Below are 25,299 nucleotides of genomic sequence, written 5' to 3'. Positions count from 1 at the left end.
CTTAGTTCGTAAAACGGAGAAAGCAATTAACTTTGTATTTATATACTGCTCAGTTTTAGTCTAGGTACAATTAAAAATATAGAAAAATAATAAATTATTTTTGTGAAATTATCTAATCTATCCAAACTGCAATGCAAGTATAATGTTTAAACATTTGTATTATGTTTATTATAAATTTCTTTAAATGTTCACAAAAATGTGTATGAAAAATATAAGTTTTTTGTTTTGTTTATTTTTCAGAATAATCTATATTGACAAATAAACATTTGCGATATAGAATTGTTTTTGTTCACCGGTGAACATTATAAGGAGCTTTTTATTTAGTATTCATATTTAGTAACTTTTTCTATCTCTTAATATATGTAGTGCGATGTATTCTCAATCACTAAAAATTAATAAAATAGTTTATATTGATAAAAAAATAAAGGGATGATTATATGACGAATGCTATAGCGTTAAGAAATGTACGAAAGTTTAGTTCTCAACCCTTATCTACTAATTGTGCTGAAATATTAAAACGTAGTAAGCATGCAATAATAGGTATTAGTCCGTTTAATAGTAGATTTTCTGATGAATATATTAATAGACTCATTGAATGGGCATTACATACTTTTGATGATGTTAGTGTTTTATTAGCTGGAAAAGAAGCTGCAAATTTACTTGAGGCTCTAGGAACACCAAAAGGTAAAGCGGAAAGAAAAGTTAGGAAAGAAGTATCTCGAAATAGAAGATCAGCTGAAAAGGCACTTAAAGAGCATGGTGGTAATGTAAACGCTATCCATACTTTTTCTGATTTTAATGACAACAATGCATATAGCTGCATGAGAGCAGAAGCAGAACATATTTTTTTAAGCGAAACTGATTTTCGAAATGCTTGCTTAGAAATGTCACATGCAGCCATCTTAGGTAGGGCAAGGGGTACCAATATAGATATTGATCAAATATCAAATGACATGCTAAATATTGCAGTAGAATATGTAATTGCAGAACTCCCATTTTTCATTGGCGGAGCTGAAATTTTAGGAGCTCAAGAAGCTGTACTTATTTATCATAAACCATGGGAGCTTGGTGAACAGATAGTTCGAAATGATTTTTCTATTAAGATGAAACCAAATCAAGGATATTTAATGGTTCAAGAATTGGAAGATCTATCTTAGCAAATAGTAAGTATCCAATACAAGGGGGAAGAAATATGTCAAATACTATACAAACGGTAAATATATTAACAGAGGAATTTCAAGAAAATCCATATAAGTATTTTTCATACCTACGTCAGAATGACCCAGTACATTACGAAGCTGAGATTGATAGTTATTTTATTAGCAGATATCAAGATGTCCGTAATATATTGAATGATACTGAAACATTTACAACAAAATCATTAGCTGAACGTGCTGAGCCAGTAATGCGTGGACCAGTATTAGCACAAATGCGTGGAAAAGAGCATGTAGCGAAAAGAAAAATTGTTTTAAGAAGTTTTATGGGAGATGCTTTACAAAAATTAATGCCTTTAATTAAAAAGAATGCAGAAGATTTACTATTTCCACACCTTCCAAATGGAAAGATAGATTTAATTAATGATTTTGGCAGAACATTTGCTGTTTATGTAACAATGGATATGATTGGATTAGATAAGAAAGATCATAAGAAGATAGGAGAATGGCATAGCGGTGTAGCTGACTTTATTACCAGTATAAATCAACCACCAGAGGCAAAAAAACATTCTCTTTGGTGCAGTGAACAGTTAGCTAATTATTTAGAACCGATTATTAAAGAGCGAAGATTAAACCCACAGGAAGACTTAATTTCTAAATTATGCAGTGCAAAATATGAAGGAATAGCTATGACTGATACTGATATTCTAGCATTGATTTTAAATATATTATTAGCTGCAACAGAACCTGGTGATAAGACTCTTGCTTTATTAATCTATAATTTAATTAACCAACCGAAACAACTGCAAGATGTATTAAGTGACCGTTCATTAGTACCATTAGCTATTGCAGAAACTTTACGTTACAATCCACCAGTGCAATTGATCCCACGTCAATTGTCAAAAGATACGGACATAAGTGGTATCCAACTATCCAAAGGAACTACGGTATTTTGTATGATTGGTGCAGCGAATCGTGACCCTAATGCATTTGAAAGACCTGATGAATTCAATATTTATCGTCCGGATCTTGATATTAAAAAGGCATTTAGTGGTGCTGCAAGACATCTTGCATTCGGATCAGGTATTCATAATTGCGTAGGAGCAGCGTTTGCAAAATCAGAAATTGAAATAGTTGTAAATGTAGTCTTAGATAATATGAAAAATATTAAATTAGAAGAAGATTTTCAATATGTTGAAAAAGGACTTTATACACGTGGACCTATTTCCATGCCTATTCTTTTTGATAAGTTAGTTTAAAAAAACATGGCTATTTTAGTTATTAATATAATTCAATTTTTACTAAGGGGCTAAAACCCCTTAGTTTTTCTATTTTTATGAGAAGGTCAACATATATACCTTCTAAGCTGATATAACAAAAAATTAAATACATTGTTTCCATGCTTCTAAAAATTTTGTTACAACTTGTAACTCGGAATCATTAAATTGTTGGAATAACTCACTGTAACGCTCATGTGCAATTTTGTGTAACTTTTTATGAACAATGGCTAACTGTATTCCCTTATCAGTTAAAGTATAAAAGATTTCCTTCTTATTATCTGTATTTTGATGCGTCAATAAAATTTTATTATCAATAAGAACGCGAATAGCTTTAGAGATGGTTGCTTTAGAAATATTAAGTTCCATAGATAGTAGAGTGTTATTCATTTGTTGTTTACTCTCATGAATAACCGAAACAATATGTAGTTGCGTTAGAGTCCAATTTTTATTTATATTTTCATATTCACTAACTAATTCTTTTATCATCTCTTGAGATGCATATTTTTTCTTTTCTCTTGTTATGACAAAGTCTTCAATAGCTTTTAAGGTTTGTTCATGGATAAAATTTGTCATAATAATTTCCCCTATCTAGAATTATTGTTTACCGGTTAACAATATAAAGTTTACCAGTAAACAATAATTAGGTCAACAATTTAAAAAAAGACTTTTATGCATTGAAACTAACTCTTTAATATAATAGGGCTTTATTAGGGTAAATTATGAAAAACAGATACATTAAAGGTTCTTACATAATTAGTTAAATTCCAATTTAGCAATTGACAATTGCTAAATGAGGATATAAAATCAAAATAGTTTACCGGTAAACAAAAAACAAAATAGACAAAGAAGGGTAGAAACATTTAAATGAATAAGGGCATAAAACAGAAAATTTACGATAATTATCTACATTTGTTACATCTCAATGAACAAAAGGTAGATAAGGATATTGAGACTTTTTTTAAGCAAGCAAAAATGGAAGAAATAGAACATGTACCGACAAATATGACAAGTATACACGTAATTGCCTGTATTGGTGAGAATCAACCAATAAATAATATTACAATTGCAAGGAAAATGAATTTATCTAAAGCGAATATCACAAAAATTAACACCAAATTATTAAAAGAAAATTTAATCATTCGTTTTCAGTCAGTTGATAATAAAAAGGAGGTATATTATCAACTGACTCCGGCAGGACAATCACTTTGTGAATTACATCAAAAAATTCATGACCAGAAAGAAAATGAATTTTATCAGTTCGTTGATTCATTTTCTGAAATTGAACAAAAAGCAATATTGAAGTTTTTACAAAATATAAACGATAAAATGTTGGGAAAATAAATTTATTATAACTTAAATAAATTAGCTAATTATTAATAATCTTTTAGGAGGGATAGCATGAACCGTGTTAAATCAAGTGCTTCTTTTCTTTTATATTTGTTGTGTATTAGTGCTTTTTTCGCTTCTTTAAATCAAAACATATATTCTCCAATAATCCCCATAATTCGGGATTCATTCCAAGTATCTATAACAATGGTTAACCTTTCGGTTTCCATATTTATTTTTATTACGGCAATTATGCAAATTGTTTTTGGTTCTATAATTGATTTTAAAGGTACTAGGACTATTCTTATTCCGAGTATTATTTTAACAATTATAGCGAGTATTGGTTGTGCAATTACAAGTAACTTTACAGTGTTTTTAATATGTAGAATTTTACAGGCTGTAGGGACAGCTGCAATACCACTTATTGCGGCAACTACAATTGGTACTGTATTTCAAGGAGAACAACGAGGAAGTGCAATGGGTACATATCAAACCATGTTATCCATTGCCCCTGCTGTTGCCCCTGTGTTAGGAGGTTTTATTGGGGAAAAATATAATTACCCAGGTGTTTTCTGGCTACTTGTAGTAGTATCTATAATTCTATTTATTACTAATTGGTTATATTTCCCTGAAGATCGTATGGGGAGTAAAAAAGAAATGAGTGGAAAAACACTTATATCTCACTATGCTTCTATATTTAAAAGCAAAGTGGGAAGCTCCATATTAATATTAAGTTTCTTTGCATTTTTTCTTTATTTCTCCTTCATTGTTTACTTACCACTTTTATTAACAGATCATTATCAATTAAGTTTACAGGTAGTGGGTTTACTTTACTTACCAATGGCTATAAGTTTAATATTCGGCAGTATGACCTTTAAAAAAATTCACTCGAAAATTTCACAAAAAAAACTTTTTATAACTGGAAATGTAGCCTTAGCTTTAAGCGTAATATTATTTGCTGTGACACACTCGAATACTTTAATTGGTGTAACAGTTGCTTTAATTCTCCACGGAATATCAATTGGTATCCTCACTCCTTTATTTGCTACTATGATTGCAAATGAATTTGAACATAATAGGGGAAGTGCAATGGGAATGTTTAACTTTATTAGATATATGGGAATGGCTGTCGGACCAATTGTTTCGGGATTATTATTAGCACATTTCAAGCCTACAGTTGTATTTGCTCTATTTGGCGGATTTTTTATTTTTCTCTCTTTTGGCATGCTTATACGGATTAGTAAGAGATCTATTAAAATCGTGCCAAAACAAGAAAATCTAAAATAAGAAAATGATTTCATCATAAAGAATTAATAGTATATAAATTATACAGTTAAATTATTATCCATAATAAAATTATGGTAGACCGAAAGCTGTTCTTATTCATAATAAAAGATGAAATATATTGTTTCTTTTGTAATTTTGAATAAGGTAATTAGAAATTTCAATAAGAGAAATTATATTTAGTTAAGTATTGAACTACTCACCACTTAACGTCCTTACGGACTGTTTGAAGTGGGAGATTCCTGCGAACACCGGTGTATCCACCGGTTATCTTAGCAGGCTCTACCCGTAGTCCCTACGGTGAAAACATAAGTATCTTGTACGTTGACTCACCACACTACCTACTTTAGCTTGGTTTTCGCAACTTCGGCAAGTATGGGGCGAAAGAACGTTGAAGATTTTACGGTTGCAACGTTTTTCTGCAACCAACCTCATATCTTCAGTTTTCAAAGAGCAATCTGTACAAGTAAATGATAGCAAACATGTTGGCTTATGCCAACAGACATTCATCTCCCACCTAAAATTGGTGTTTCACACCTTCACATTTTTGAGGAAGGAGTCTTCTGTCGGAAAACGATAAAAATGACCATTGTGAATTTTATAAATACAGTGGTCTTTTTTACTTATATTATCTATTTCCCCTGGATACTTATGGCAGAATTTAATAGAGATTGATTGTATTTTATACAGAAATCATTTTATAAATATCCACATTAATTTTCTTAGAAAGCATTATTGAAGTTTTTCCATAGAATAACAAGGTCATAGTTTTAACCTATAAAACTAAATTGGAATTTTATGTATTTAAAAGGCGGGAAAGGAATGAAAATTGTGAAATGCATATTAAAGCCATTACTATAGAGGAAATTTATCAGGAGATATTAGATGGAAAAAGAAATAGATTCCCAAGAAATACTTGGAAGTCAGATGAAAACAATGATATGGCTAAAAGAGTAACAAGGTATTTAGTAACAAATATTTTAAAGTGGAACGAAGAAGAGATTAAACTGCATTGGAGTAACGCATTAATTGTGAAGTACCGACTACATGGCTTATTGAAGCTTAAATATGAAAATAGTCCGTATGCGATGATTAATGATGTATATCCGAACCGATTTAAGGAATGGGAATTTAAAATGACACCTTTAAATTTTTGGACGAAAGAAAAAGCCTTACAATTATTAAGATGGATAATTGAAGATGAGGAAAAACTATCTCCACAAAAACTTTTGCAAATTTATGGGCAAAAATGGTTAAATGAACGGAGACTAAGTGCACCTTTGCGGGTGATTTGGGATGGAAGCCCATACGCGATGATTAATGACTTATACCCAAACCGATTTAAAGAATGGGAATTTACTAAGGCTCCTAATAATTTTTGGACGAAAGAAAAGGCATTGCAAGCATTGAAATGGACAATTGAAGAAAAAGAAAAGTTAAATCAGGAACAATTGAAAAATATTTACGAAAAAAAATGGTTAACGCAATTGGGATTAAGAGGGGCCATACAATTGTATTGGAATGATAGTCCATATGCAATGATCAATGATTTGTATCCAAATCAATTTAAAGAATGGGAATTTACTAAGGCTCCTAATAATTTTTGGACGAAAGAAAAAGCGCTTAATGCATTAAGATGGACAATTGAGGAAAAAGAAAAGCTGACAGATAATCAATTATTACAGAAATATACAATGGATTGGCTAAAAAGGCATAGATTATGGACTCCATTACTAAGATACTGGAATGGGAGTCCATATGCAATGATTAATGATTTATATCCAAATAAATATGAAAAGCATTCATTTAGAGGTTATACAAATAAATATTAATAAATAATTATATATCCTTGTATCCCCTGTTTATAGTCATTTTTGGAAATAACTACCTGAACCTGTATCAATATGAAAGAATTGTCCTCTTGATAAATTATACTTAGGCTGCATCTTTACTCCAGTTATATGGCTGCACCCTCCCGTACCAGGATAAATTGATGAAAATATAATAGTAAGTTGAAATACTGTTGAATCTAAAATACGAATACAATTGAAAACAGTAGTTTGGATTAGTCCAGGAGAATAAATTTACCTTAATAGAAATGTGTGATTATTCCCAAAAAATTTAGTAATTAATATGTTTTGATTAGAATTTTCCTATAAAAATAGTTGAAAATGTAAATTTAGACGAATTTTGAACAAGGTTTTTTAAATCTGTTATTTTGTAGCTTAATATTTTTTTTATCTAAGGTTTACAAGGGAATATTCTTATTGCAATATAGTTTTTAATATAAATAAAATTAGTTGTCTATTAATTATTTAGAATAATCGTGACTACATAATAATATTTAGTTACTGTATGATAATTTTAATATACATAACATTATTTATGTTAACTATTTTAAGTATTAACTACCATAAGTTATAGAAATTGCTTAGATGAGTACTCTTATATTAGAAAAGCATAAAAAATATACCAAGTCAGACTTCGTTTGAAAAATATCTAACTGTATTCCAAATCCTTCAAAAAAAGGTACGTTTGTTATGGGAGTAATTATCATAGAAATACGAAATTTTATCTGAATTGTAAAATTTATTTTAAGGGAGATGAAAAAATGGTAGAAAAAAGAAAGATATTCACTGTTATATGTGCATGTGGGATTGGGTTTGCAAGCTATACTAATTGTATTTCAGCAGCAGCTATAGACAATGATACATTAATAAATAATGGACACAAAATCAATTCTTCTATTATAACAAACTCTTCTCAAGTATCCGCTGTCGCTAAAGAGATGAAACCTTTTCCTCAACAAGTAAATTACTCAGGAATTTTAAAACCGAATCATGTTTCACAGGAAAGTTTGAATAATGCAGTTAAAAATTATTATAACGATTGGAAGAAGAAGTATCTAAAGAATGATTTATCTTCACTTCCTGGTGGGTATTATGTTAAGGGTGAGATTACGGGAAATCCAGATGGGTTTAGACCATTAGGAACTTCAGAAGGACAAGGATATGGGATGATTATCACAGTTTTAATGGCAGGACATGATTCAAATGCTCAGACTATTTATGATGGCTTATTTAAAACAGCAAGAGCTTTTAAAAGTTCCATAAACCCAAATTTAATGGGGTGGGTTGTAGCAGATGACAAGAAAGCACAAGGGCATTTTGATTCTGCAACAGATGGGGATTTAGACATTGCTTATTCACTTCTTCTTGCTCATAAGCAATGGGGATCAAGTGGGAAAATCAATTATTTAAAAGAAGCTCAAAATATGATTACAAAAGGTATTAAGGCTAGTAATGTGACAAAAAATAATGGTTTGAATTTAGGGGATTGGGGAGACAAAAGTACATTTGATACTAGACCATCCGACTGGATGATGTCTCATTTAAGGGCATTCTACGAATTTACAGGAGATAAAACTTGGCTTAATGTTATTGATAATCTCTACAATACTTATACAAATTTCACAAATAAATATTCACCAAAGACAGGATTGATTTCTGATTTTGTTGTAAAAAATCCACCACAGCCTGCACCGAAAGATTTTTTAGATGAATCAAAATATACTGATTCATATTACTATAATGCGAGTCGTGTACCACTCCGAATTGTTATGGACTATGCAATGTATGGAGAAAAGAGAGGTAAGGTGATTTCTGATAAAGTTGCTACATGGATAAAAGGTAAAACAAAAGGTAATCCATCGAAAATTGTTGACGGCTATAAACTAGATGGAACAAATATTGGTGATTATCCAACAGCCGTATACGTTTCGCCCTTTATTGCTGCTGGTACCACTAACAGCAAAAATCAAGAATGGGTAAATAGTGGTTGGGATTGGATGAAGAATAAGAAAGAGAGTTATTTCAGTGATAGTTATAATCTTTTAACTATGTTATTTTTAACAGGGAATTGGTGGAAACCGATTCCAGATGAAAAAAAGATACAAAGTCCAATAAATTTAGAAGTACAATCTGAATTGAAGGAACAGGATTAAGATTGTATGAATACCAAATTTAAAATTTGATATTTTTTTAAAATATAGATAAATAATTAGCAGCAACTTATATAGTAAAAAACGTAGGAATTTATAATTTCTACGTTTTTTACTTATAAGATAAACTATATGGATTAGATAAACCATTTGGGGTGGAAATAAAATAATGTACCGATTGGAAGTTGATGTAAATAAGCTTCAAAACTTTTCAATATATGATTTTACAGCTTGTAATAAAAATTCTTCTTGCCCCATACCAGATTCGGCAGCCATTTGAACTACTTTTTGTTTAAAGTCATGATCTGCATGAAAAGTTAATGGCTCTACCTTACTTTTAAAATAAATGCCTTCAACATGAGGGAGTATTGAGCCTGACGTCATATGTGAATGTAAGTACTTAATCTCTTCTTGGAATTGTAATGGCTCTACCTGTAAAACAAATGGTTTAATCTCCAATCTGATGATATCTTGTGTAGTAGTCAATCGCATATTTGTGACACCGAGCTCTTTATAAAATAAATTTATTAGATTATAAGTAATAGAATTAAATAACTGAGGCTTTTTAAATGTAAAAGATAAATATCCTCGCTTCGTAATCACTGTGTGTTTTTTGAAGGGTTCAAGAGAATAATCATGTTCTTTATAAGTTGATAATGAGAAAATTTCTTCATCCTCTGTAAGAACCTTTCCATCGGCTCCATTAATTTCTATTACCCTAGCTTTTTTTCCTGTATGGTGATGTTTCAATAATTGATATAAATAAATGTCTATATCTTGAATCTTAGTAATGAATGTTTTACGTTCTTTTGTTGTGGATTTTTCGTAATTAAGTTGGAATTTTTTTAGTTCTTCTTCATCAATGACATATACTTGTTTACCGAGCTTTTCTACCATCGTGGCTGTTAATTTTCCGGATTTAATATATGTAAAGATTGTGGAGGGTGCTACGTTTAGAATTTCTGCTGCTTTTTTTGTACTTAATCCATTTACTTCATCTTTATTCATTAACCGTTCAATATCTTCTAAATAGAATATTTTACTTCCGAATTGCTTCCAATTATCTTTATATACACATTCTATTAGACCTTCTTTTTCTTTTTTTAAAATGGTCTGAACGGTAACTCCCATTAAATCTGCAGCTTCTTTTGTCGTTACTGTAGGTTTTGTGATAAACAGTAAATCTTGTGTCATGAAAGTATACCTCCTTATTTACTCGTGATAATTAATAAAGTATGTATATATCATATCAGATTCTTAATTAGATATAAAATAAGATTTAAATATAAAATAAAATATCATAAAACAAATATGTTAATGTTCTTTATAATTTTATTTAAATGTAAGGTATAATTACATGTTTATTAATATGTATATATTTTATGAAATTGTATAAATTAATGTCACATGTTTATCTATTTAATAAAAAATTATTGAAAATTATATGTATAACTAAATATAGAAGAATATAGACTTATTACAGAAATAATATGATTATTAATTTCTATAATTGATGTAAGTGATATAAAAATCATAGTATACTTAATAAATATACTAAAGATTAAAATCTATACAAGAAGAGGGGATGTATAGGTATGGATGATAAAAAGCAAAATGAAATTTTACCTATTTTAAAAAGTCAAAGAGAATTTACAGATATATATTTAGACAATATAAAAGATATATCTTCATTTATGTATAACAATCGTTATATGAATGATTTGGAACAAAAGATAGAGGATGCAGAAAAAGAAGGAAAGGGAAAATATGCATTTCTAGGTGATCTTGAAGTGATATATCATTTTGTAAATTTAAAAAATGATATGGATGAAAAGAAAAATAGAAAGGGTGATACAAAAAGGAGTTATGTGTCTGAGATACTATCATTTTGCAAATGTATGGTACAGCATGCAGAAGAGTTTGAAGTGAGTGGGGAAGAAGTTCAGCGAAATGCTTCCTTATTAAAAACGTTACAGCCTTGGCATATTCGTAAATTTAATTACTGGTTAAAAAATGTACAAAATGGTCGAGGTGGGAATACGTATGCTGTTGCAACTTTGGCGAAAAAAACGGTATTGATTCGTTCCTTTTTAAAACATCTTCATGTATTTGGGTATATTGAAAAACCACTTCATGAAGAATTACAGCGTGCAAATGTAAATGAAAAAGATCGGCCGAATCGAGATTTATCCTATGAGGAAGTCATGAAAATATTAGGTTTTTATAAAGAAAGAGGACATTTAATAAACTATACAATAATACTTGCATTGGCTAGTACTGGTGCACGTATTCAGGAGTTGTGTACTGCAAGAGTAAAAGATTTACACTATGATGGAAAGTATTGGTTAAAGGTTAGGGGGAAAGGGGACAAATTTCGTGAACTTTTCGTTTCAGAACATTTATACCAATGTATTTGTGAGGTGAGGAGAAGAAGGGGTTTCCAAACGGTATTGGAAAAAGGGGATGAGAGTCCGTTATTTATAAATCAAAGAGGCAGTGCATATAACTCTAAAACACTATCAAACCAAGTAACAGATATGATAAAGAAGACAAACTTAGAGTTCTTACAATATCGTGAAAATCCAGTAACCGCACATACATTTCGACATGCTTTTGCAATTATGGCAGTAGAACAAGGAAATGCAGATTTATATCATTTAATGCAAACACTTGGTCACGAAAATATTCAAACCACAAAAATATATTTAGAAAAGCACATGAAGCGTAAAAATAACGTTGGATCTGCTTTCGCTGATATGTTGATTTAAATTCTATAATGATTATTACTGTATTTAATTGTGTATTTTTTACATAATTAAATACAGTTAATTCTCATTTATTTTTAATTGATATGAGTCATTATCAAACTTAATTAATTGAAGATAAAAAAATTTCTTCTATTATATACAAAGTTATCCATGCTAAGTTTTTCAAGTGTTTCTACTGCTTCAACTGGAACAGGATATTTTGGAATGATTTGGATGATACTACCAATCATAGTATTCTCGTTTAATCATTCTCCTATGATTTCGTCATTTGTTATGAAACAGAGAGCTACGTATGGAATAGACGCTACTGACGCCAAGTGTGCTCAAATACAAAAAGTTTGTTATATCATGACATTCGTTGTTGTTATGTTCTTTGTGTGGAGCAGTACTTTAAGTTTGACTCCAGATGATCTTAAGGTGGCAAAAGAACAGAACTTATCAATCCTATCATATCTTGCTAATGAGCTTAATTCACCAGTAATCACTATTGCGGCTCCGATTATTGCATTTGTGGCTATTACAAAGTCTTTCCTTGGCCATTATATAGGAGCGTATGAGGTAATGCGTGACATGATTATCAAGTCCGGTAAAAAACGTGGGAAAGATATAGGAGAGAAAACAGTTAAGACAATGATTCTTACTTTTGTCGTATTAACATGCTGGTATGTTGCTTATACAAATCCAAGTATTCTTGGAATCATTGATGCTCTTAGCGGTCCGTTAGTCGCTGCTATCTTATGTCTATTACCGATGTATGCGATTCGTAAAGTACCATTACTATCAAAATACAGAGGGAAAATGAGTAATGTATTTGTAATTGTTATAGGAATACTTACTGTTCTAGCAAGTATTAAGTCATTATTCTAATTAACTATTGTTCGTTCGGATGCAAAAATAGTAGGATAAGAAAAGAGAATAAACGACTTTTAGCGGAACTGAATTATATATTGTTAAACCATAGAGTTTATAATTTTGGACAAACTATTCACCGTGGATAGTTTGTCCTTTTTTGATTATATGCATAACTTCTATTGCGACATTTTTTTTAAAAGCTGTTTGTAAGGATTTTAATCCAAGCATATGAGGGAACCGAACCAAGTGCATCAAGCTAATATTTTGAAGTATCTCACATCTGTTTTCTTAGGTTAATGGGAATGGACGGCGAACAACTAAACTGGCTTCCTTACATCCTATGTCCGAAGCCAATTCATCTCTCACATACTCACTTCGCGTTCCTTGAGGAAGGAATCTTCCTGGCTAGATTTATAAACTTAACTTATTGAGCTTAGGGTGATACTCCCATTACAATTTTGATAGTTGATTGACCATACTTTCTAAAAATTGCTCTACCTTTTCTTTTGTAGTATCTGGCGAATGATAACCAATTGTAAATGTAAGTCTCCCATTGTAAGAGCTTGCACCCATTGTAAAGAATGGTGCATACATAATTGGTGATGTTATATACCCGTCCTGAGCTTGAACTTCACCAAACATAATAGGTTCATCTGCTATCGACCCAAAGTTAGTAAGTAACGGTAAAGCCATTCCCATTTGTAAAGCCAGTTCGTATTGCTGTTTATACATCTTCTTCACTTCAGATAGCTTTTTACTTGCCAGTAACTCCATTCCTGCAGCTGAAGAAAGCCCTGGATTTTGAGATTTTATTGTATCCATTGATTCTTTGACTCGAACTAAAGTTTGATTAAATGAGTCATCATTTTCCATTTTAATCACGGGCATTTCCATCCCAGATAAGTTGCAAATTGAACCAGTTGTATGATTAGGGAGATATCGGCGTAAATCAATTGTTAAACCAATCATTTTTTCTGCGGTGCGAGGTTCTGTATATACAGCGAATTGTGATAAAGATTGGAAGTATGCAGTCATGATTACATCATTTAAGGTAGCTTTTTGTGCTTTTGTCCATTGAGTTAGACGTAGAGTTTGCTCATGACTTAACCGTCGCACAGCCATTTCTGGATAAGTATTTTTGTTAGGTTTAGATGGGAAAGACCATAACGCTGCTTGTTGTTCTTGGTTAGGACGATACGCACTTTTTATGTCTGTTATTCCAGCATATTTGAAAACAGGTGATTGATCGCGAAACTCCTCATTTTCTGGATTAAATTTCTTTATAATTTGATCCTTAGACTGCCTCAGAGAAAGTTGAGTATAAATTGCTCCCAGCAAATTAATATATTCCTTGACTCCAGCACCATCTGAACAAAGATGAGATAATTTCACAACTAACACATTTTTTAAAGTTCCTCGTAATAATTTTGTCTGAATCATAGGTCCCTGAATAGGATTTCCAGATTCCTTTATAAAATCTATTGCCATCATTTCCAGATTTTCATCATTTCCTTCTGCAAATAAACAAATTGGTGAGTTAGTACTAGATGAACGTTCCTCCCAGTAAGGCATATCACTTTCTACAAAACGACTGTTTAAAACGGGCTGTAATTGTAACGTTATCCTTACTGATTGCTCAAGTAATTTTTTTGATATACCTATAGGAAAATAAAGAACGGCATTAATTTGTTGATTCGCAGAATAAAGACCTAGTATATAATTCATTCGATCTTGAGGTGTTACTGGATATTTCCTTTGCTTCATATTTTTCTCCCTCTTTTCAATCTGTTTTTGGTTACAATTTTGTTTTTCATAGGGTTGTAACTTTTTTTCAAGGATCCATAAAGTTTTATTTTCAATTTTTTAGTATTTCGCTTATTAAAGCATCTTTACCGTACTAATCCGTGTTGTTATTGGTATTCATAATTTTCATCACTTATGTTTGTTTTTACGTTATTAGATAAACGAATAGATTTTTTGTTTGATTATATATAAACATTATATATTAATGTCTATGAAAAATCAGTAAATAATAATCGAGTCATCTTTATCATTTTTCGACAGTATCTTCTATGTTTTTAATAGCGCTATCCCACCATTAAACAAATTAAGGGAGGAGTCTTTTGGTATAAAATATACACATTGTGACTTCTAATCTTACAAAATTGTAAGATTAGAAGTCAGATAGAGGATGCAATCGAACATTCTAAAAACCAGTGATAAAATAATGATTCAGGCAAAAATTCTCCACATCCTTAAATACAAAAATTCCATCAATTTCTGCTATATTTAATTTGCTAATAGAATAAGAACTGTATTTCCAGTTAATTACTGTTAAATTTAAAAGAAACAAAATTGATTAATAGTAGTTAAATCGTTTTTAACACAGTGTATTTATTATGATAATAAGGCGTTTGCACATGTTGTTTAGTGTGTATTATTATAAAGCGATATAATAATATATAATTTTACTTAAAATAATTTAGATAATTGTTTAATTATTTATCTAAAACTAATAAAGGATTGATATAAAGTGTCTAGAATTAGCATAACAAAGTCCTCAGATAGTATAATGATTGCATAGCAATCAGCAGAGATTACCATACCTTTAAAAGATTTACTCACTATATCAACGAATGATGTTCCTTTTAATAAACTTGACCATGTGGTTTATATTGGAACTCCTTCTTGCTCGAGAAATAGAATACTGATACATACTACAAACTTAAACTTCATTATATTTGTTGTTAACCCATCTATAATCCTAGAAGAAATTTATTATAAGCTTACAGATAAATTTCTCCAAAAGAGCATCATTACTTAAACAGGCAAGATTATAAAAAATAGCAAATAAAAACTTCATATAAACCACACATTAACTCCACTACTAGCACAAACTAAAGTTGTATACTTTAAGTATCATTTTTAACAACAAACATTCAAACATACTAATATTATGTAATACGGAAGTTACACTACATTAGAAGAAAACAAATAAGGGAGAGCGGATACTATGACAAGATTTGCGAATCAGCATGTAGAGAACACGATTTTAGAAGAGGATGTAGAGCTTTTAAAACTTATGGCACACCCAATGCGTTTAAAACTGATTAATGAGCTTTCTAAACATAAAACACTAAATGTAACCCAAATGACCGAAATTTTAAACATTCCACAATCAACAGTTTCCCAACACTTATCTAAAATGAGAGGGAAGGTTCTAAGAGGAAATCGTCAGGGGTTAGAAATTTACTATAGCATCGAAAACCAAAAAGCTGAAGAAATTATGGGATTATTAGGACCAATACAATAAAATATTAAATCTACCATTTAAAGATATACTTATATAGAATACTAAACCCTCCTTGTTGTGGAGGGTTTTTATTTATTAATTTTTTAAATCAACATCTAAAATATGTCACGATTTAAAAGAAGAGGGAATATCAGCCGTTGTTCATATCTTATCAAATTGCGAAGTTCCTAAGCATGGAGTAATCAAGGAAGAAGGTATATTATTATCATACCTACGATTGTATACAAATTACAGCCATTCATTTATTTGATGAAAACTTAGATTCAGAAGAGATTAAAACCTATCCATTCCTGTTTAAACAGAAGATATTTTATGAAAACTGATTAGAATAGGTAAACTGTATACAATACAAATTTAGGATTCTTATGTGGTTTTAATCTATTTTCAAATGAAAAATGAATAACTAATAAACATTACAACCTGCAAAAAAATCAAAAAGGAAGCGTGATTAGCTTGTTGATTAATCCTGTTTTAAAACTGATGCATACGGGGACAATCCCATATACAACAGTTTTAAAAAAATAGATACTTTATTTATTAAGTTAATGCAAGTTACATCAGTATAGGAAACAGTGGAAATCTAAATCTTTGTATATATGTTAATTACTTCAACCGTATCCCTTCGAATGCGTTTATAACCAAGTCATGTACATAGGAATCATCCAACTTCTCACCGGTTACTAGCAACCGATAAAAAATTGGTCCGTAAATGAGATCGATGCTCAATTCAACATCGAGGTTTTCTTTTAATTCTCCTCTTTTAATTCCCTTCTCCAGAAGTTGCTTTGCTTGCAGTCGACGTGGCTGGAAGTATCGGGCACGATATTCCTCTGCTAGTTTCGAATCAAATTGCCCTTCGCCAACTAACTCATTGATAATGGTTCCTTCTCGACTGATTAAAAAATTGGCTAAACTTGTGGCGTGAGTTAAAATATCATTCAACGCTGAACCTGTGTCAGGTACAGGCAATCTGGCAGCAGCAGCAGAAAGAAAACCATCCATTACCACAGCAGCCTTATTTGGCCACCATTTATAAATCGTAGCTTTACTGACTTTAGCACGTTCTGCAATTTTATCGACTGTGACTGCTTTAAAGCCACTTTCCAATAATAACTCATAGGACGCAGAAAGGATGGCCTTTTGGGTTTCAATATTACGTGGTCGACCTCTTTTACCTTGCACATTAATCATTCCTTTCAAAACATAAACTATACGTTTAGTATACTTAATAAAAACGAAAAATGAAATAGACTATTTACAAAACTGAACGTTTAGTATATATTTTAGTTAATTAATAAACTGTACGTTCAGTTTATTAATTAACATCTTGTAATGGTATGGATATATTTAGGTTCCAAAAATTACAAATTAAATTGCTAAAAAACATTTAGAAAAGGGGGATAAAAAAGAGATGAAATTGGACCTTTTAAAAGCAGAATGGAAAGTAGCTCAGATATAATTTATTACAATAAAAAATGGCATCGCAGTAGTACTTGCCAAGGTGATTTAGTAATTTTGAAATAAAAGTATGGGAGGAAATAGATATGTCTAATTTTAAAAATAAAGCAATTGATAAGGATATTTCATCAGGTTTAATCATTCTTTTAGCAACTGCATGTGGTATTATTGTGGCTAATCTTTATTATGCACAGCCTTTAATTGGGGTAATTAGTAATGAAATTGGGCTTTCTAATAGTAGCGCTGGATTAATTGTAACGCTAACTCAAATTGGATATGTTGTTGGCTTACTATTTCTTGTGCCTTTGGGGGATATTGTTGAGAATAAAAAATTGATACTTATATTGTTATTTTTAAGTGCATTTGCACTCATTTCCATGGTTTTTGTAAAAAGCGCAACTTTGTTGTTAATTGCTTCATTCTTTATCGGACTGGGTTCGGTCGCAGCGCAAGTACTCGTACCTCTTGTATCATATCTTTCATCTGAGAATGCACGCGGTCGCGTAGTTGGCAATGTCATGAGTGGTCTGTTATTAGGTATTATGCTTGCGCGACCGATATCTAGTCTAGTAGCCGATATGTGGGGATGGAATGCAATATTTGCTTTATCTGCTACTGTAATTATTGTCTTAGCGTTTGTATTATCGAAAGTACTCCCTACTAGGAAACCACAGGTAAAAACAAATTATATAGCCTTACTTAATTCAATGTGGCAACTGCTACGAACTACTCCAATTTTACGCCGTCGCGCCATTTATCATGCTTGTGTATTTGGGGCTTTCAGCTTATTCTGGACCACTGTTCCATTATTATTATCTAGTCCTGCTTTTCATTTTTCTCAGACTGCCATAGCATTATATGCACTTGTCGGAATTACAGGTGCAATAGCCGCTCCAATAGGTGGTCGTCTAGCTGATCTTGGCTGGACACGATCCGCCACTGGGATAGCTCTCACTGTTGTTATTATTTCTTTATTACTACCACTTATTATTCAAAGTAGTTCGCCCATCGGAATAGCTGTTTTAGTAATTGCTGCAATTCTGTTAGACATGGGAGTATCTGCAAACCTTGTGCTTAGCCAACGTTTAATTTTCTCGTTAAGTCCAGAAATTCGTAGTCGATTAAACGGGCTATTTATGGCTATTTTCTTTTTAGGAGGTGCTGTTGGATCTTTTATTGGAGGATGGGCATATGCCTTAGGAGGATGGAATCTAACATTATGCATAGGAATCGCTTTTCCGACCATAGCCTTGCTTTATTTTGCTAGTGAGAAATAGTTCTATAATCAAATTTAAACTGCCTGGATTTGTTTGAATGCTTCTTCATTGGTATGTCCGAGTTTTATAGATTAATTGCGGTTATTTTGAAGTTTTTATATCAAAACCAGATTTTTTTCTATATTGCTGTAATTGAAAAAGATTCACCTTGTTGAATGTATTTGAAACGCAATAAAAAAGAGCTTGTGTCAAAACACAGACTCTCTTTAAGTTGAAATGAATATAGCTAGATTTAATCTTTAAAAATGAACTTTATCAGGTTGGTCGACTGTAATAAAATTGATAAAGAAGATTATTTACTGGCAATGGAACGCAGCCGAATTAAAGATATTGAAATTAAGCATTTACTTCAAAATGCACTAGTAGATGAAATAAATAGTCGTGAAATATTCATGAAAAGTATTAGTATTAGTTACTATTATGAGGGATATACCGAATATGATATAAAGGATTTGTAAAACAAAAAGGGCTGAGATAGCCTTTTTGTTTTACACTTTGACGAGTATTTTTTATTAAAAAATACGTTATTCTTTCTGTGAAATTATAAGTAAGAATGGCGTTTTTGTATGTCTATTTCTGTATCCAATGAATTACAACTATTTGCTCAAGAAATTCAAAGCTTTTTATCGCAAAATATCTTACGAAATCTTGCCAGAGAGTTTGGTTTCTTGCAACGAACCTGTGAATTTCAAACAAAAGATATACTCAATTCATGAGTAAGGATGGAAAAAAGAAAAAAAATTCTATAATATTTCATATTATTCATATATTAATTTGATATAATATGAAATAATACATTTTATAATTATTTATTAAGATAAAATGTATTATTTTTGGGTGGAATATATAAATGGAGGAAATGTAATGAACAAGAATTTAAAATTTACTCAAATGATAATCGGGATTAGTACGATGGCATTATCATTTGGAAGTATTCAAACACAGGTATCAGCAGAAGAAACAGCATCCTATAATATCTTACAGATGAAACCAATGGGGACAGAAACTTCAAAAGATGAAATTGTACATGCTACAACAGCGGACGAAACATTGACTTTTGAAGAGCGTTTAAAAGTAGGCGATTTTTCACAACGTCCTACTCTGGTTATGAAACGTGATGAAAGTCAATTAAAGCAAAGCTACACTCTGGCAGAACTGAATAAAATGCCTGATAGCGAACTCATTGATACGCTTTCAAAAATTTCTTGGAATCAAATTACTGATTTATTTCAATTCAATCAAGATACGAAAGCTTTTTATCAAAATAAAGAACGTATGAACATTATCATTGATGAATTAGGACAACGAGGAAGCACGTTTACGAAAGATAACTCAAAGGGCATTGAAACATTTGTTGAAGTATTACGTTCTGCTTTTTATGTGGGATATTATAATAATGAATTAAGTTACTTGAAAGAGAGAAGCTTCCATGACAAATGTTTACCAGCATTGAAAGCGATTGCGAAAAATCCAAACTTTACATTAGGTACAGCTGAGCAAGATAGAGTAGTAGCCGCGTATGGAAAATTAATTGGTAATGCCTCTAGTGATACTGAAACAGTACAGTATGCGGTAAATGTTTTAAAACAATATAATGATAATCTTACTACGTATGTAAGCGATTATGCGAAAGGACAAGCTGTATATGAAATTGTAAAAGGAATTGATTATGATATACAGTCTTATTTGCAAGATACGAGTAAGCAATCTAATGAAACAATGTGGTATGGAAAGATTGATAACTTTATAAATGAGGTTAATAGAATTGCTCTCGTGGGGAATATAACAAATGAAAATAGTTGGCTAATTAATAATGGCATTTATTATGCAGGTCGTTTAGGGAAGTTTCATAGTAATCCATACAAAGGATTAGAAGTTATTACACAAGCAATGAGCTTGTATCCTCGTTTAAGTGGACCTTATTTTGTAGCAGTAGAACAAATTAAAACAAACTATGGTGGAAAAGATTATAGTGGAAATGCAGTAAATCTACAGAAAATACGTGAAGAAGGGAAACGACAATACTTACCTAAAACATATACATTTGATGACGGATCAATTGTCTTCAAGACGGGAGATAAAGTAACAGAAGAAAAAATTAAGAGATTATATTGGGCAGCCAAAGAAGTAAAAGCACAATATCACCGTGTAATTGGTAATGATAAAGCACTAGAACCGGGTAACGCTGATGATGTACTAACAATAGTAATTTATAATAATCCAGATGAATATCAATTAAATAGACAATTATATGGATATGAAACAAATAACGGTGGAATTTATATTGAAGAGAAGGGGACCTTCTTTACATATGAGCGTACGCCAAAGCAGAGTATTTATAGTTTAGAAGAGTTATTCCGTCATGAATTCACTCATTATTTACAAGGAAGGTATGAGGTTCCTGGTTTATTTGGAAGCGGAGAAATGTATCAAAATGAACGATTAACTTGGTTCCAAGAAGGGAATGCAGAATTTTTTGCAGGATCTACACGTACAAATAATGTTGTTCCGCGTAAAAGTATGATAAGTGGCTTATCATCTGATCCAGCAAGCCGTTATACAGCAAAGCAAACTTTGTTCTCAAAATATGGATCATGGGACTTTTATAAGTATTCCTTTGCACTACAGTCATATTTGTATAATCATCAATTTGAAACATTTGATAAGCTTCAAGATTTAATCCGTGCAAACGATGTGAAAAATTATGACTCATATCGTGAATCATTGAGCAACAATACAAAATTGAATGCAGAATATCAAGCATATATGCAGCAGTTGATTGATAATCAAGATAAATATAATGTACCGCAAGTAACAAATGATTATTTAATTCAACACGCACCAAAGCCGCTAGTTGAAGTGAAAAAAGAAATTGTGGATGTAGCAAATATAAAAGATGCCAAAATTACAAAATATGAGTCGCAATTCTTTAATACATTTACCGTGGAAGGCAAGTATACAGGTGGTACATCAAAAGGTGAGTCTGAAGATTGGAAAACGATGAGTAAACAAGTAAATCGAACTTTGGAGCAGTTATCCCAAAAAGGTTGGAGTGGTTATAAAACAGTTACAGCCTATTTTGTAAACTATCGTGTGAATGCAGCTAACCAGTTTGAATATGATATTGTTTTTCATGGTGTTGCAACTGAGGAAAAGGAAAAAACAAATACTATAGTAAATATGAATGGACCATACAGCGGGGTAGTAAATGAAGAGATTCAATTTCATAGCGATGGTACAAAAAGTGAAAATGGAAAAGTTACTTCTTATCTATGGAACTTTGGAGATGGTACAACAAGTACAGAAGCAAATCCTACCCATGTATATGGAGAAAAAGGAACATACACTGTGGAACTAACAGTGAAAGATAGTAGAGGAAAAGAAAGCAAAGATCAAACAAAAGTTACTATAAAACAAGATCCGCAAACAGGTGAATCCCATGAAGAGGAGAAGGTACTCCCGTTTAATACGCTTGTAAAAGGAAATCTGATTACTCCTGATCAAACAGATGTTTATACGTTTAATGTTACAAATCCAAAAGAAGTAGATATTTCTGTGGTAAATGAACAAAATATTGGGATGACATGGGTACTTTATCATGAATCAGACATGCAAAATTATGTAGCTTGTGGTGAAGATGAAGGAAATACTATAAAGGGGAAATTCGAAGCGAAACGAGGCAAATATTATTTGAATGTTTATAAGTTCGATGATAAGAATGGTGAATATTCATTATTTGTAAAATAAATTCATATCCGATATGTATAAATGCTTATCAAAAAACAGTTACTGTAATTAAAAAGGACAGTTGAATGAAATAAGACCGTTCCTAATTATAGGAACGGTTATAAACTTATCATGTGCTGGAGGTCAATCCGAATGGCATGGAATACCTTCTCTAAACAGTATAGACATGAAAATTAACAAGTATACGTAATGATGGCAAACAACAAAACGAAACGGTTACGCTATATAAAAGCGTAACCGTTTCGTTTTGTGACAGTGGCTCATTTATACCAATTTTATTTATTAATTGTTTATTACATTTAATAATATAAATAATTTTATTAAAATAAACAGGGGCAAGGAAAATTAATCCAACTGTTGTACATGTTGAAGAGTAAATCCAAAGGGAGAAGTGTAGAAAAAAGAATGACAAACAAATTATTAAAAATCATTATTACGTAGGGGGAAATCTGTAGATAAAATTATAACGTTAACTTGAAATTTTTTTCATCTTTAACGTATTATTCTCAAAATGATATAAATCCTCCAAATAAAAGGGGAAATCAAATATGAAATCATCGATAGATAGTATTCAAGAAAGTAAAAGATTAAAAAATCAACAAAAGGATGAGAAAGCAACATGGAAATCAATGTCTATGTTTCTAGTTCCCTTGCTTTTAAGTAACATATTACAATCAGTTGGACAATTATTTGGTATGGTGGTAGTAGGACGATGGCTTGGTGTGAATGAATTAGCTGCCATTTCAGCATTTTTCCCATTATTCTTCTTACTGGTTTCGTTTGTAATTGGAATTGGATCAGGTAGTTCGATTTTAATTGGTCAGGCATTTGGTGCCCGTAATGAAGAGCGTTTAAAAGCCATTGTTGGTACGACGTTGACATTTACCTTTATAATAGGAGTTATTTTGGCAATAGTGGGAAATGTATTTGCTCTGAACATTATGCGTCTTATGGGTACGCCAGATAATATAATTGATATGAGTGTGCATTATGCACGTATTTTATTTATTTCTATGCCAGTTTTATTTCTATATTTCTCCTATACAACGTTTATTAGGGGTACAGGAGATTCTAAGACACCGTTTTATTTCTTAATTGTTAGTACAGTCTTAAATATAATGCTATTACCTATTCTAATTTTTGGCTGGCTAGGAATACCCAAACTAGGTGTGTACGGAGCTGCTTATGCTTCTGTTATCTCAACCATTGTAACATTTATTGTTATGCTTATTTATTTAAAGAAGAAGAATCATCCACTGCAATTAGATGAGACCGTGCGGAAAAATATTCGTATGGATTGGGAATTGTTAAAACTATTATTACGCCTTGGAATTCCAGCCAGTATTAATATGATTCTTGTTTCATTATCTGAGATTGCGGTAATCGCATTTGTGAATCGTTTCGGTTCTGATGCGACTGCTGCATATGGGGTTGTAAACCAGGTTGCAAGTTATGTTCAGATGCCTGCAGTCAGTCTCGGAATAACAGTATCCATTTTCGCTGCGCAATCCATTGGTGCAAAGCAATTTAATCGATTACAGGAAGTTATTCGTGCTGGAATCGTTATGAACTATATAATTGGTGGTATATTAATTGCTTTTATTTATTTGTTTTCAAGAGAAATCTTATCGTTATTTTTAACGAGCCCGAATACAATCGAAATTGCACATAGTTTGGTGATGATTACACTTTGGAGTTACTTAATTTTCGGCCATGCTCAAATTATTGGTGCGACAATGCGAGCAAGTGGAACTGTATTATGGCCCACTATTATCGGTGTCGTATCAATATGGCTTGTAGAAGTCCCAGTTGCTTATTACCTTTCTTATCATACAAATCTTGGTATAAAAGGAATATGGATTGGATATCCAGCTGCATTTATTGTAAGTTTACTTTTGCAATATGGATATTATAAATTTTCATGGAAAAAGAAACGAATTTCACGACTTGTTAGTTAGGATAGAAGTAGAAGATCTACATGGTGAAACAAGATACTTCTTAGTTTGCGTTAATGACTCGGAGGGTATTTTTTTCACTATTCTAGACATTGTGTTGTCTTTAAATTAAGTTTAATCAAATTAATACTAAATAAACTTGATAAACAATTATAGAAAAGAGCGTGTTTTGAAAAAGGTAAATCAAAACACGCTCTTAATATTTTCAGTTGGTTTATCCTTTTATAAAAAAGTTGATTCGTTTCCTATCTGCATTACTATACTATTAGACTCTTTTCTTTAATAAGTCTAAAAGTTAATGTGCAGAATTCAAGTGTTTATAAGGAATACTTAGCTAACTGTTCACCCCAAGAGGATAATTCAGTTTCAATAAATCCTGCTTTTTTATATACAAATTTAGCTGTAAGGTTTTCAGTAGCATATCCAATCATTATTATAGAAATGTTTGCGTTATTATTTCTTCTTATCTCATCAATAACTAGATGTATAGCTTGTTTACCTATTCCTTTCCCTTGAAATTTTTTATCAATCATAAGTCTATAAATCCAATAATTATTATCATCAGAATCTATCCCAAACATAGTAAATCCAATCATTTTTTCATCAAGATAAATACCTTTTGCATAGAAATTATCTAAAAATTGAACTTCTGCGATAGAATAAAGGTTGGATGCAATAAATGTTTGTTGTTCTTCTGCAACAGAAAGTTTAATCGCTTCTTCCCAATTACTTTTGTCAATTGCCTTTAAATAAATCTTATTCAATCTGATACTCTCCTTCCAATATTGAAGAGGAAGCACGTAGTTTATGGGCTAGTGATACGTTATCCTCTTGTTTTTTTGCCCAATCAAATAGAAATATTTTCTCATCGACAACGCCTCCTTA

At 31.3% G+C, this 25,299-nt stretch carries 16 protein-coding genes and 6 pseudogenes; 15 read left to right on the top strand and 7 right to left on the bottom strand.

Annotated features, from left to right (window positions below):
- Positions 1-437 precede the first annotated feature (437 nt).
- Positions 438-1,157 (top strand): tRNA-dependent cyclodipeptide synthase, encoded by a 720-nt coding sequence (locus AC0L0O_RS20705; protein ID WP_070183911.1) that lies wholly within the window; start codon positions 438-440, stop codon positions 1,155-1,157.
- 35 nt (positions 1,158-1,192) lie between these two features.
- On the top strand, positions 1,193-2,413 hold the full coding sequence (locus AC0L0O_RS20700; RefSeq protein WP_473786017.1) for a cytochrome P450, cyclodipeptide synthase-associated: 1,221 nt from the start codon (positions 1,193-1,195) through the stop codon (positions 2,411-2,413).
- A 123-nt stretch (positions 2,414-2,536) separates the two neighbouring features.
- On the opposite strand, the gene AC0L0O_RS20695 is transcribed toward AC0L0O_RS20700, so the two are convergent.
- Positions 2,537-3,007 carry a MarR family transcriptional regulator gene (locus AC0L0O_RS20695; protein ID WP_473786016.1) on the bottom strand — a complete coding sequence of 157 codons (471 nt, stop codon included), beginning with the start codon at positions 3,005-3,007 and terminating at the stop codon, positions 2,537-2,539.
- A 291-nt stretch (positions 3,008-3,298) separates the two neighbouring features.
- On the opposite strand from AC0L0O_RS20695, the gene AC0L0O_RS20690 reads away from it, so the two are divergent.
- The 3 genes from AC0L0O_RS20690 (at position 3,299) to AC0L0O_RS20680 (ending at position 6,876) form a co-directional block, all read left to right on the top strand.
- Positions 3,299-3,775: a MarR family transcriptional regulator gene (locus AC0L0O_RS20690; protein WP_473786015.1), complete on the top strand. Its 477-nt coding sequence runs from the start codon at positions 3,299-3,301 to the stop codon at positions 3,773-3,775.
- Positions 3,776-3,832: 57 nt separating this feature from the next.
- Positions 3,833-5,047 carry an MFS transporter gene (locus AC0L0O_RS20685; RefSeq protein ID WP_473786014.1) on the top strand — a complete coding sequence of 405 codons (1,215 nt, stop codon included), beginning with the start codon at positions 3,833-3,835 and terminating at the stop codon, positions 5,045-5,047.
- A gap of 833 nt (positions 5,048-5,880) precedes the next feature.
- The gene (locus AC0L0O_RS20680; RefSeq protein ID WP_326042299.1) at positions 5,881-6,876 is read left to right on the top strand and encodes a DUF4046 domain-containing protein; all 996 of its coding nucleotides are present in this window, start codon (positions 5,881-5,883) and stop codon (positions 6,874-6,876) included.
- Between the two features lie 54 nt (positions 6,877-6,930).
- Here the strand turns inward: AC0L0O_RS20680 and AC0L0O_RS20675 are convergent.
- Positions 6,931-7,104, bottom strand: a pseudogene (locus AC0L0O_RS20675) (IS4 family transposase); the annotation flags it as partial.
- 551 nt (positions 7,105-7,655) lie between these two features.
- On the opposite strand from AC0L0O_RS20675, the gene AC0L0O_RS20670 reads away from it, so the two are divergent.
- Complete coding sequence (locus AC0L0O_RS20670) at positions 7,656-9,047, top strand: family 8 glycosyl hydrolase (RefSeq protein ID WP_086419703.1); 1,392 nt, start codon at positions 7,656-7,658, stop codon at positions 9,045-9,047.
- Between the two features lie 198 nt (positions 9,048-9,245).
- Here the strand turns inward: AC0L0O_RS20670 and AC0L0O_RS20665 are convergent, their stop codons facing one another.
- Positions 9,246-10,238: a helix-turn-helix domain-containing protein gene (locus AC0L0O_RS20665; protein ID WP_473786013.1), complete on the bottom strand. Its 993-nt coding sequence runs from the start codon at positions 10,236-10,238 to the stop codon at positions 9,246-9,248.
- A gap of 401 nt (positions 10,239-10,639) precedes the next feature.
- On the opposite strand from AC0L0O_RS20665, the gene AC0L0O_RS20660 reads away from it, so the two are divergent.
- Entirely contained in the window at positions 10,640-11,812 is a 1,173-nt protein-coding gene (locus tag AC0L0O_RS20660; RefSeq protein WP_000341109.1) for a tyrosine-type recombinase/integrase, read from the top strand.
- Positions 11,813-11,959: 147 nt separating this feature from the next.
- A pseudogene (locus tag AC0L0O_RS20655) lies at positions 11,960-12,679 on the top strand (aromatic amino acid transport family protein); the annotation flags it as partial.
- Between the two features lie 114 nt (positions 12,680-12,793).
- On the opposite strand, the pseudogene AC0L0O_RS20650 reads toward AC0L0O_RS20655, so the two are convergent.
- Together AC0L0O_RS20650 and AC0L0O_RS20645 are read right to left on the bottom strand one after the other, a co-directional pair.
- A pseudogene (locus AC0L0O_RS20650) lies at positions 12,794-12,904 on the bottom strand (IS6 family transposase); the annotation flags it as partial.
- Positions 12,905-13,114: 210 nt separating this feature from the next.
- Positions 13,115-14,428, bottom strand: coding sequence for a condensation domain-containing protein (locus AC0L0O_RS20645; RefSeq protein WP_473786012.1), 1,314 nt, complete (start codon positions 14,426-14,428; stop codon positions 13,115-13,117).
- A 769-nt stretch (positions 14,429-15,197) separates the two neighbouring features.
- Here AC0L0O_RS20645 and AC0L0O_RS20640 point away from each other — a divergent pair.
- From AC0L0O_RS20640 to AC0L0O_RS20630, 3 genes and pseudogenes are all read left to right on the top strand, one after another.
- Positions 15,198-15,488: pseudogene (locus AC0L0O_RS20640) on the top strand (SunI/YnzG family protein).
- Between the two features lie 189 nt (positions 15,489-15,677).
- Positions 15,678-15,977: a transcriptional repressor PagR gene (pagR, locus tag AC0L0O_RS20635; RefSeq protein WP_000196515.1), complete on the top strand. Its 300-nt coding sequence runs from the start codon at positions 15,678-15,680 to the stop codon at positions 15,975-15,977.
- A 109-nt stretch (positions 15,978-16,086) separates the two neighbouring features.
- Positions 16,087-16,300, top strand: a pseudogene (locus AC0L0O_RS20630) (linear amide C-N hydrolase); the annotation flags it as partial.
- A gap of 280 nt (positions 16,301-16,580) precedes the next feature.
- Here AC0L0O_RS20630 and AC0L0O_RS20625 read toward each other — a convergent pair.
- Complete coding sequence (locus AC0L0O_RS20625) at positions 16,581-17,159, bottom strand: TetR/AcrR family transcriptional regulator (protein ID WP_473786011.1); 579 nt, start codon at positions 17,157-17,159, stop codon at positions 16,581-16,583.
- Between the two features lie 362 nt (positions 17,160-17,521).
- Between AC0L0O_RS20625 and AC0L0O_RS20620 the strand changes: the two genes are divergently transcribed.
- The 4 genes and pseudogenes from AC0L0O_RS20620 (at position 17,522) to AC0L0O_RS20605 (ending at position 24,417) form a co-directional block, all read left to right on the top strand.
- Positions 17,522-18,712, top strand: a complete 1,191-nt coding sequence (locus AC0L0O_RS20620) for an MFS transporter (protein WP_473786010.1) — start codon at positions 17,522-17,524, stop codon at positions 18,710-18,712.
- Between the two features lie 226 nt (positions 18,713-18,938).
- A pseudogene (locus AC0L0O_RS20615) lies at positions 18,939-19,170 on the top strand (cell filamentation protein Fic); the annotation flags it as partial.
- 406 nt (positions 19,171-19,576) lie between these two features.
- Positions 19,577-22,459: a collagenase ColA gene (gene colA / locus AC0L0O_RS20610; RefSeq protein WP_473786009.1), complete on the top strand. Its 2,883-nt coding sequence runs from the start codon at positions 19,577-19,579 to the stop codon at positions 22,457-22,459.
- 629 nt (positions 22,460-23,088) lie between these two features.
- Complete coding sequence (locus tag AC0L0O_RS20605; protein ID WP_473786124.1) at positions 23,089-24,417, top strand: MATE family efflux transporter; 1,329 nt, start codon at positions 23,089-23,091, stop codon at positions 24,415-24,417.
- A gap of 314 nt (positions 24,418-24,731) precedes the next feature.
- Here the strand turns inward: AC0L0O_RS20605 and AC0L0O_RS20600 are convergent, their stop codons facing one another.
- The gene (locus tag AC0L0O_RS20600; protein ID WP_264459942.1) at positions 24,732-25,178 is read right to left on the bottom strand and encodes a GNAT family N-acetyltransferase; all 447 of its coding nucleotides are present in this window, start codon (positions 25,176-25,178) and stop codon (positions 24,732-24,734) included.
- Positions 25,179-25,299 lie beyond the last annotated feature (121 nt).

Source organism: Bacillus sp. GS3m_15504, assembly GCF_055825275.1.
This window is presented reverse-complemented; position numbering and strand designations above follow the sequence as displayed.

What these genes read in the sequence shown, in the direction of transcription:
- AC0L0O_RS20705 (WP_070183911.1), top strand. Translation starts at nt 438, where the DNA reads ATGACGAATGCTATAGCGTTAAGAAATGTACGAAAGTTTAGTTCTCAA.
- AC0L0O_RS20700 (WP_473786017.1), top strand. Translation starts at nt 1,193, where the DNA reads ATGTCAAATACTATACAAACGGTAAATATATTAACAGAGGAATTTCAA.
- AC0L0O_RS20695 (WP_473786016.1), bottom strand. Translation starts at nt 3,007, where the DNA reads ATGACAAATTTTATCCATGAACAAACCTTAAAAGCTATTGAAGACTTT.
- AC0L0O_RS20690 (WP_473786015.1), top strand. Translation starts at nt 3,299, where the DNA reads ATGAATAAGGGCATAAAACAGAAAATTTACGATAATTATCTACATTTG.
- AC0L0O_RS20685 (WP_473786014.1), top strand. Translation starts at nt 3,833, where the DNA reads ATGAACCGTGTTAAATCAAGTGCTTCTTTTCTTTTATATTTGTTGTGT.
- AC0L0O_RS20680 (WP_326042299.1), top strand. Translation starts at nt 5,881, where the DNA reads ATGCATATTAAAGCCATTACTATAGAGGAAATTTATCAGGAGATATTA.
- AC0L0O_RS20670 (WP_086419703.1), top strand. Translation starts at nt 7,656, where the DNA reads ATGGTAGAAAAAAGAAAGATATTCACTGTTATATGTGCATGTGGGATT.
- AC0L0O_RS20665 (WP_473786013.1), bottom strand. Translation starts at nt 10,238, where the DNA reads ATGACACAAGATTTACTGTTTATCACAAAACCTACAGTAACGACAAAA.
- AC0L0O_RS20660 (WP_000341109.1), top strand. Translation starts at nt 10,640, where the DNA reads ATGGATGATAAAAAGCAAAATGAAATTTTACCTATTTTAAAAAGTCAA.
- AC0L0O_RS20645 (WP_473786012.1), bottom strand. Translation starts at nt 14,428, where the DNA reads ATGAAGCAAAGGAAATATCCAGTAACACCTCAAGATCGAATGAATTAT.
- pagR (WP_000196515.1), top strand. Translation starts at nt 15,678, where the DNA reads ATGACAAGATTTGCGAATCAGCATGTAGAGAACACGATTTTAGAAGAG.
- AC0L0O_RS20620 (WP_473786010.1), top strand. Translation starts at nt 17,522, where the DNA reads ATGTCTAATTTTAAAAATAAAGCAATTGATAAGGATATTTCATCAGGT.
- colA (WP_473786009.1), top strand. Translation starts at nt 19,577, where the DNA reads ATGAACAAGAATTTAAAATTTACTCAAATGATAATCGGGATTAGTACG.
- AC0L0O_RS20605 (WP_473786124.1), top strand. Translation starts at nt 23,089, where the DNA reads ATGTCTATGTTTCTAGTTCCCTTGCTTTTAAGTAACATATTACAATCA.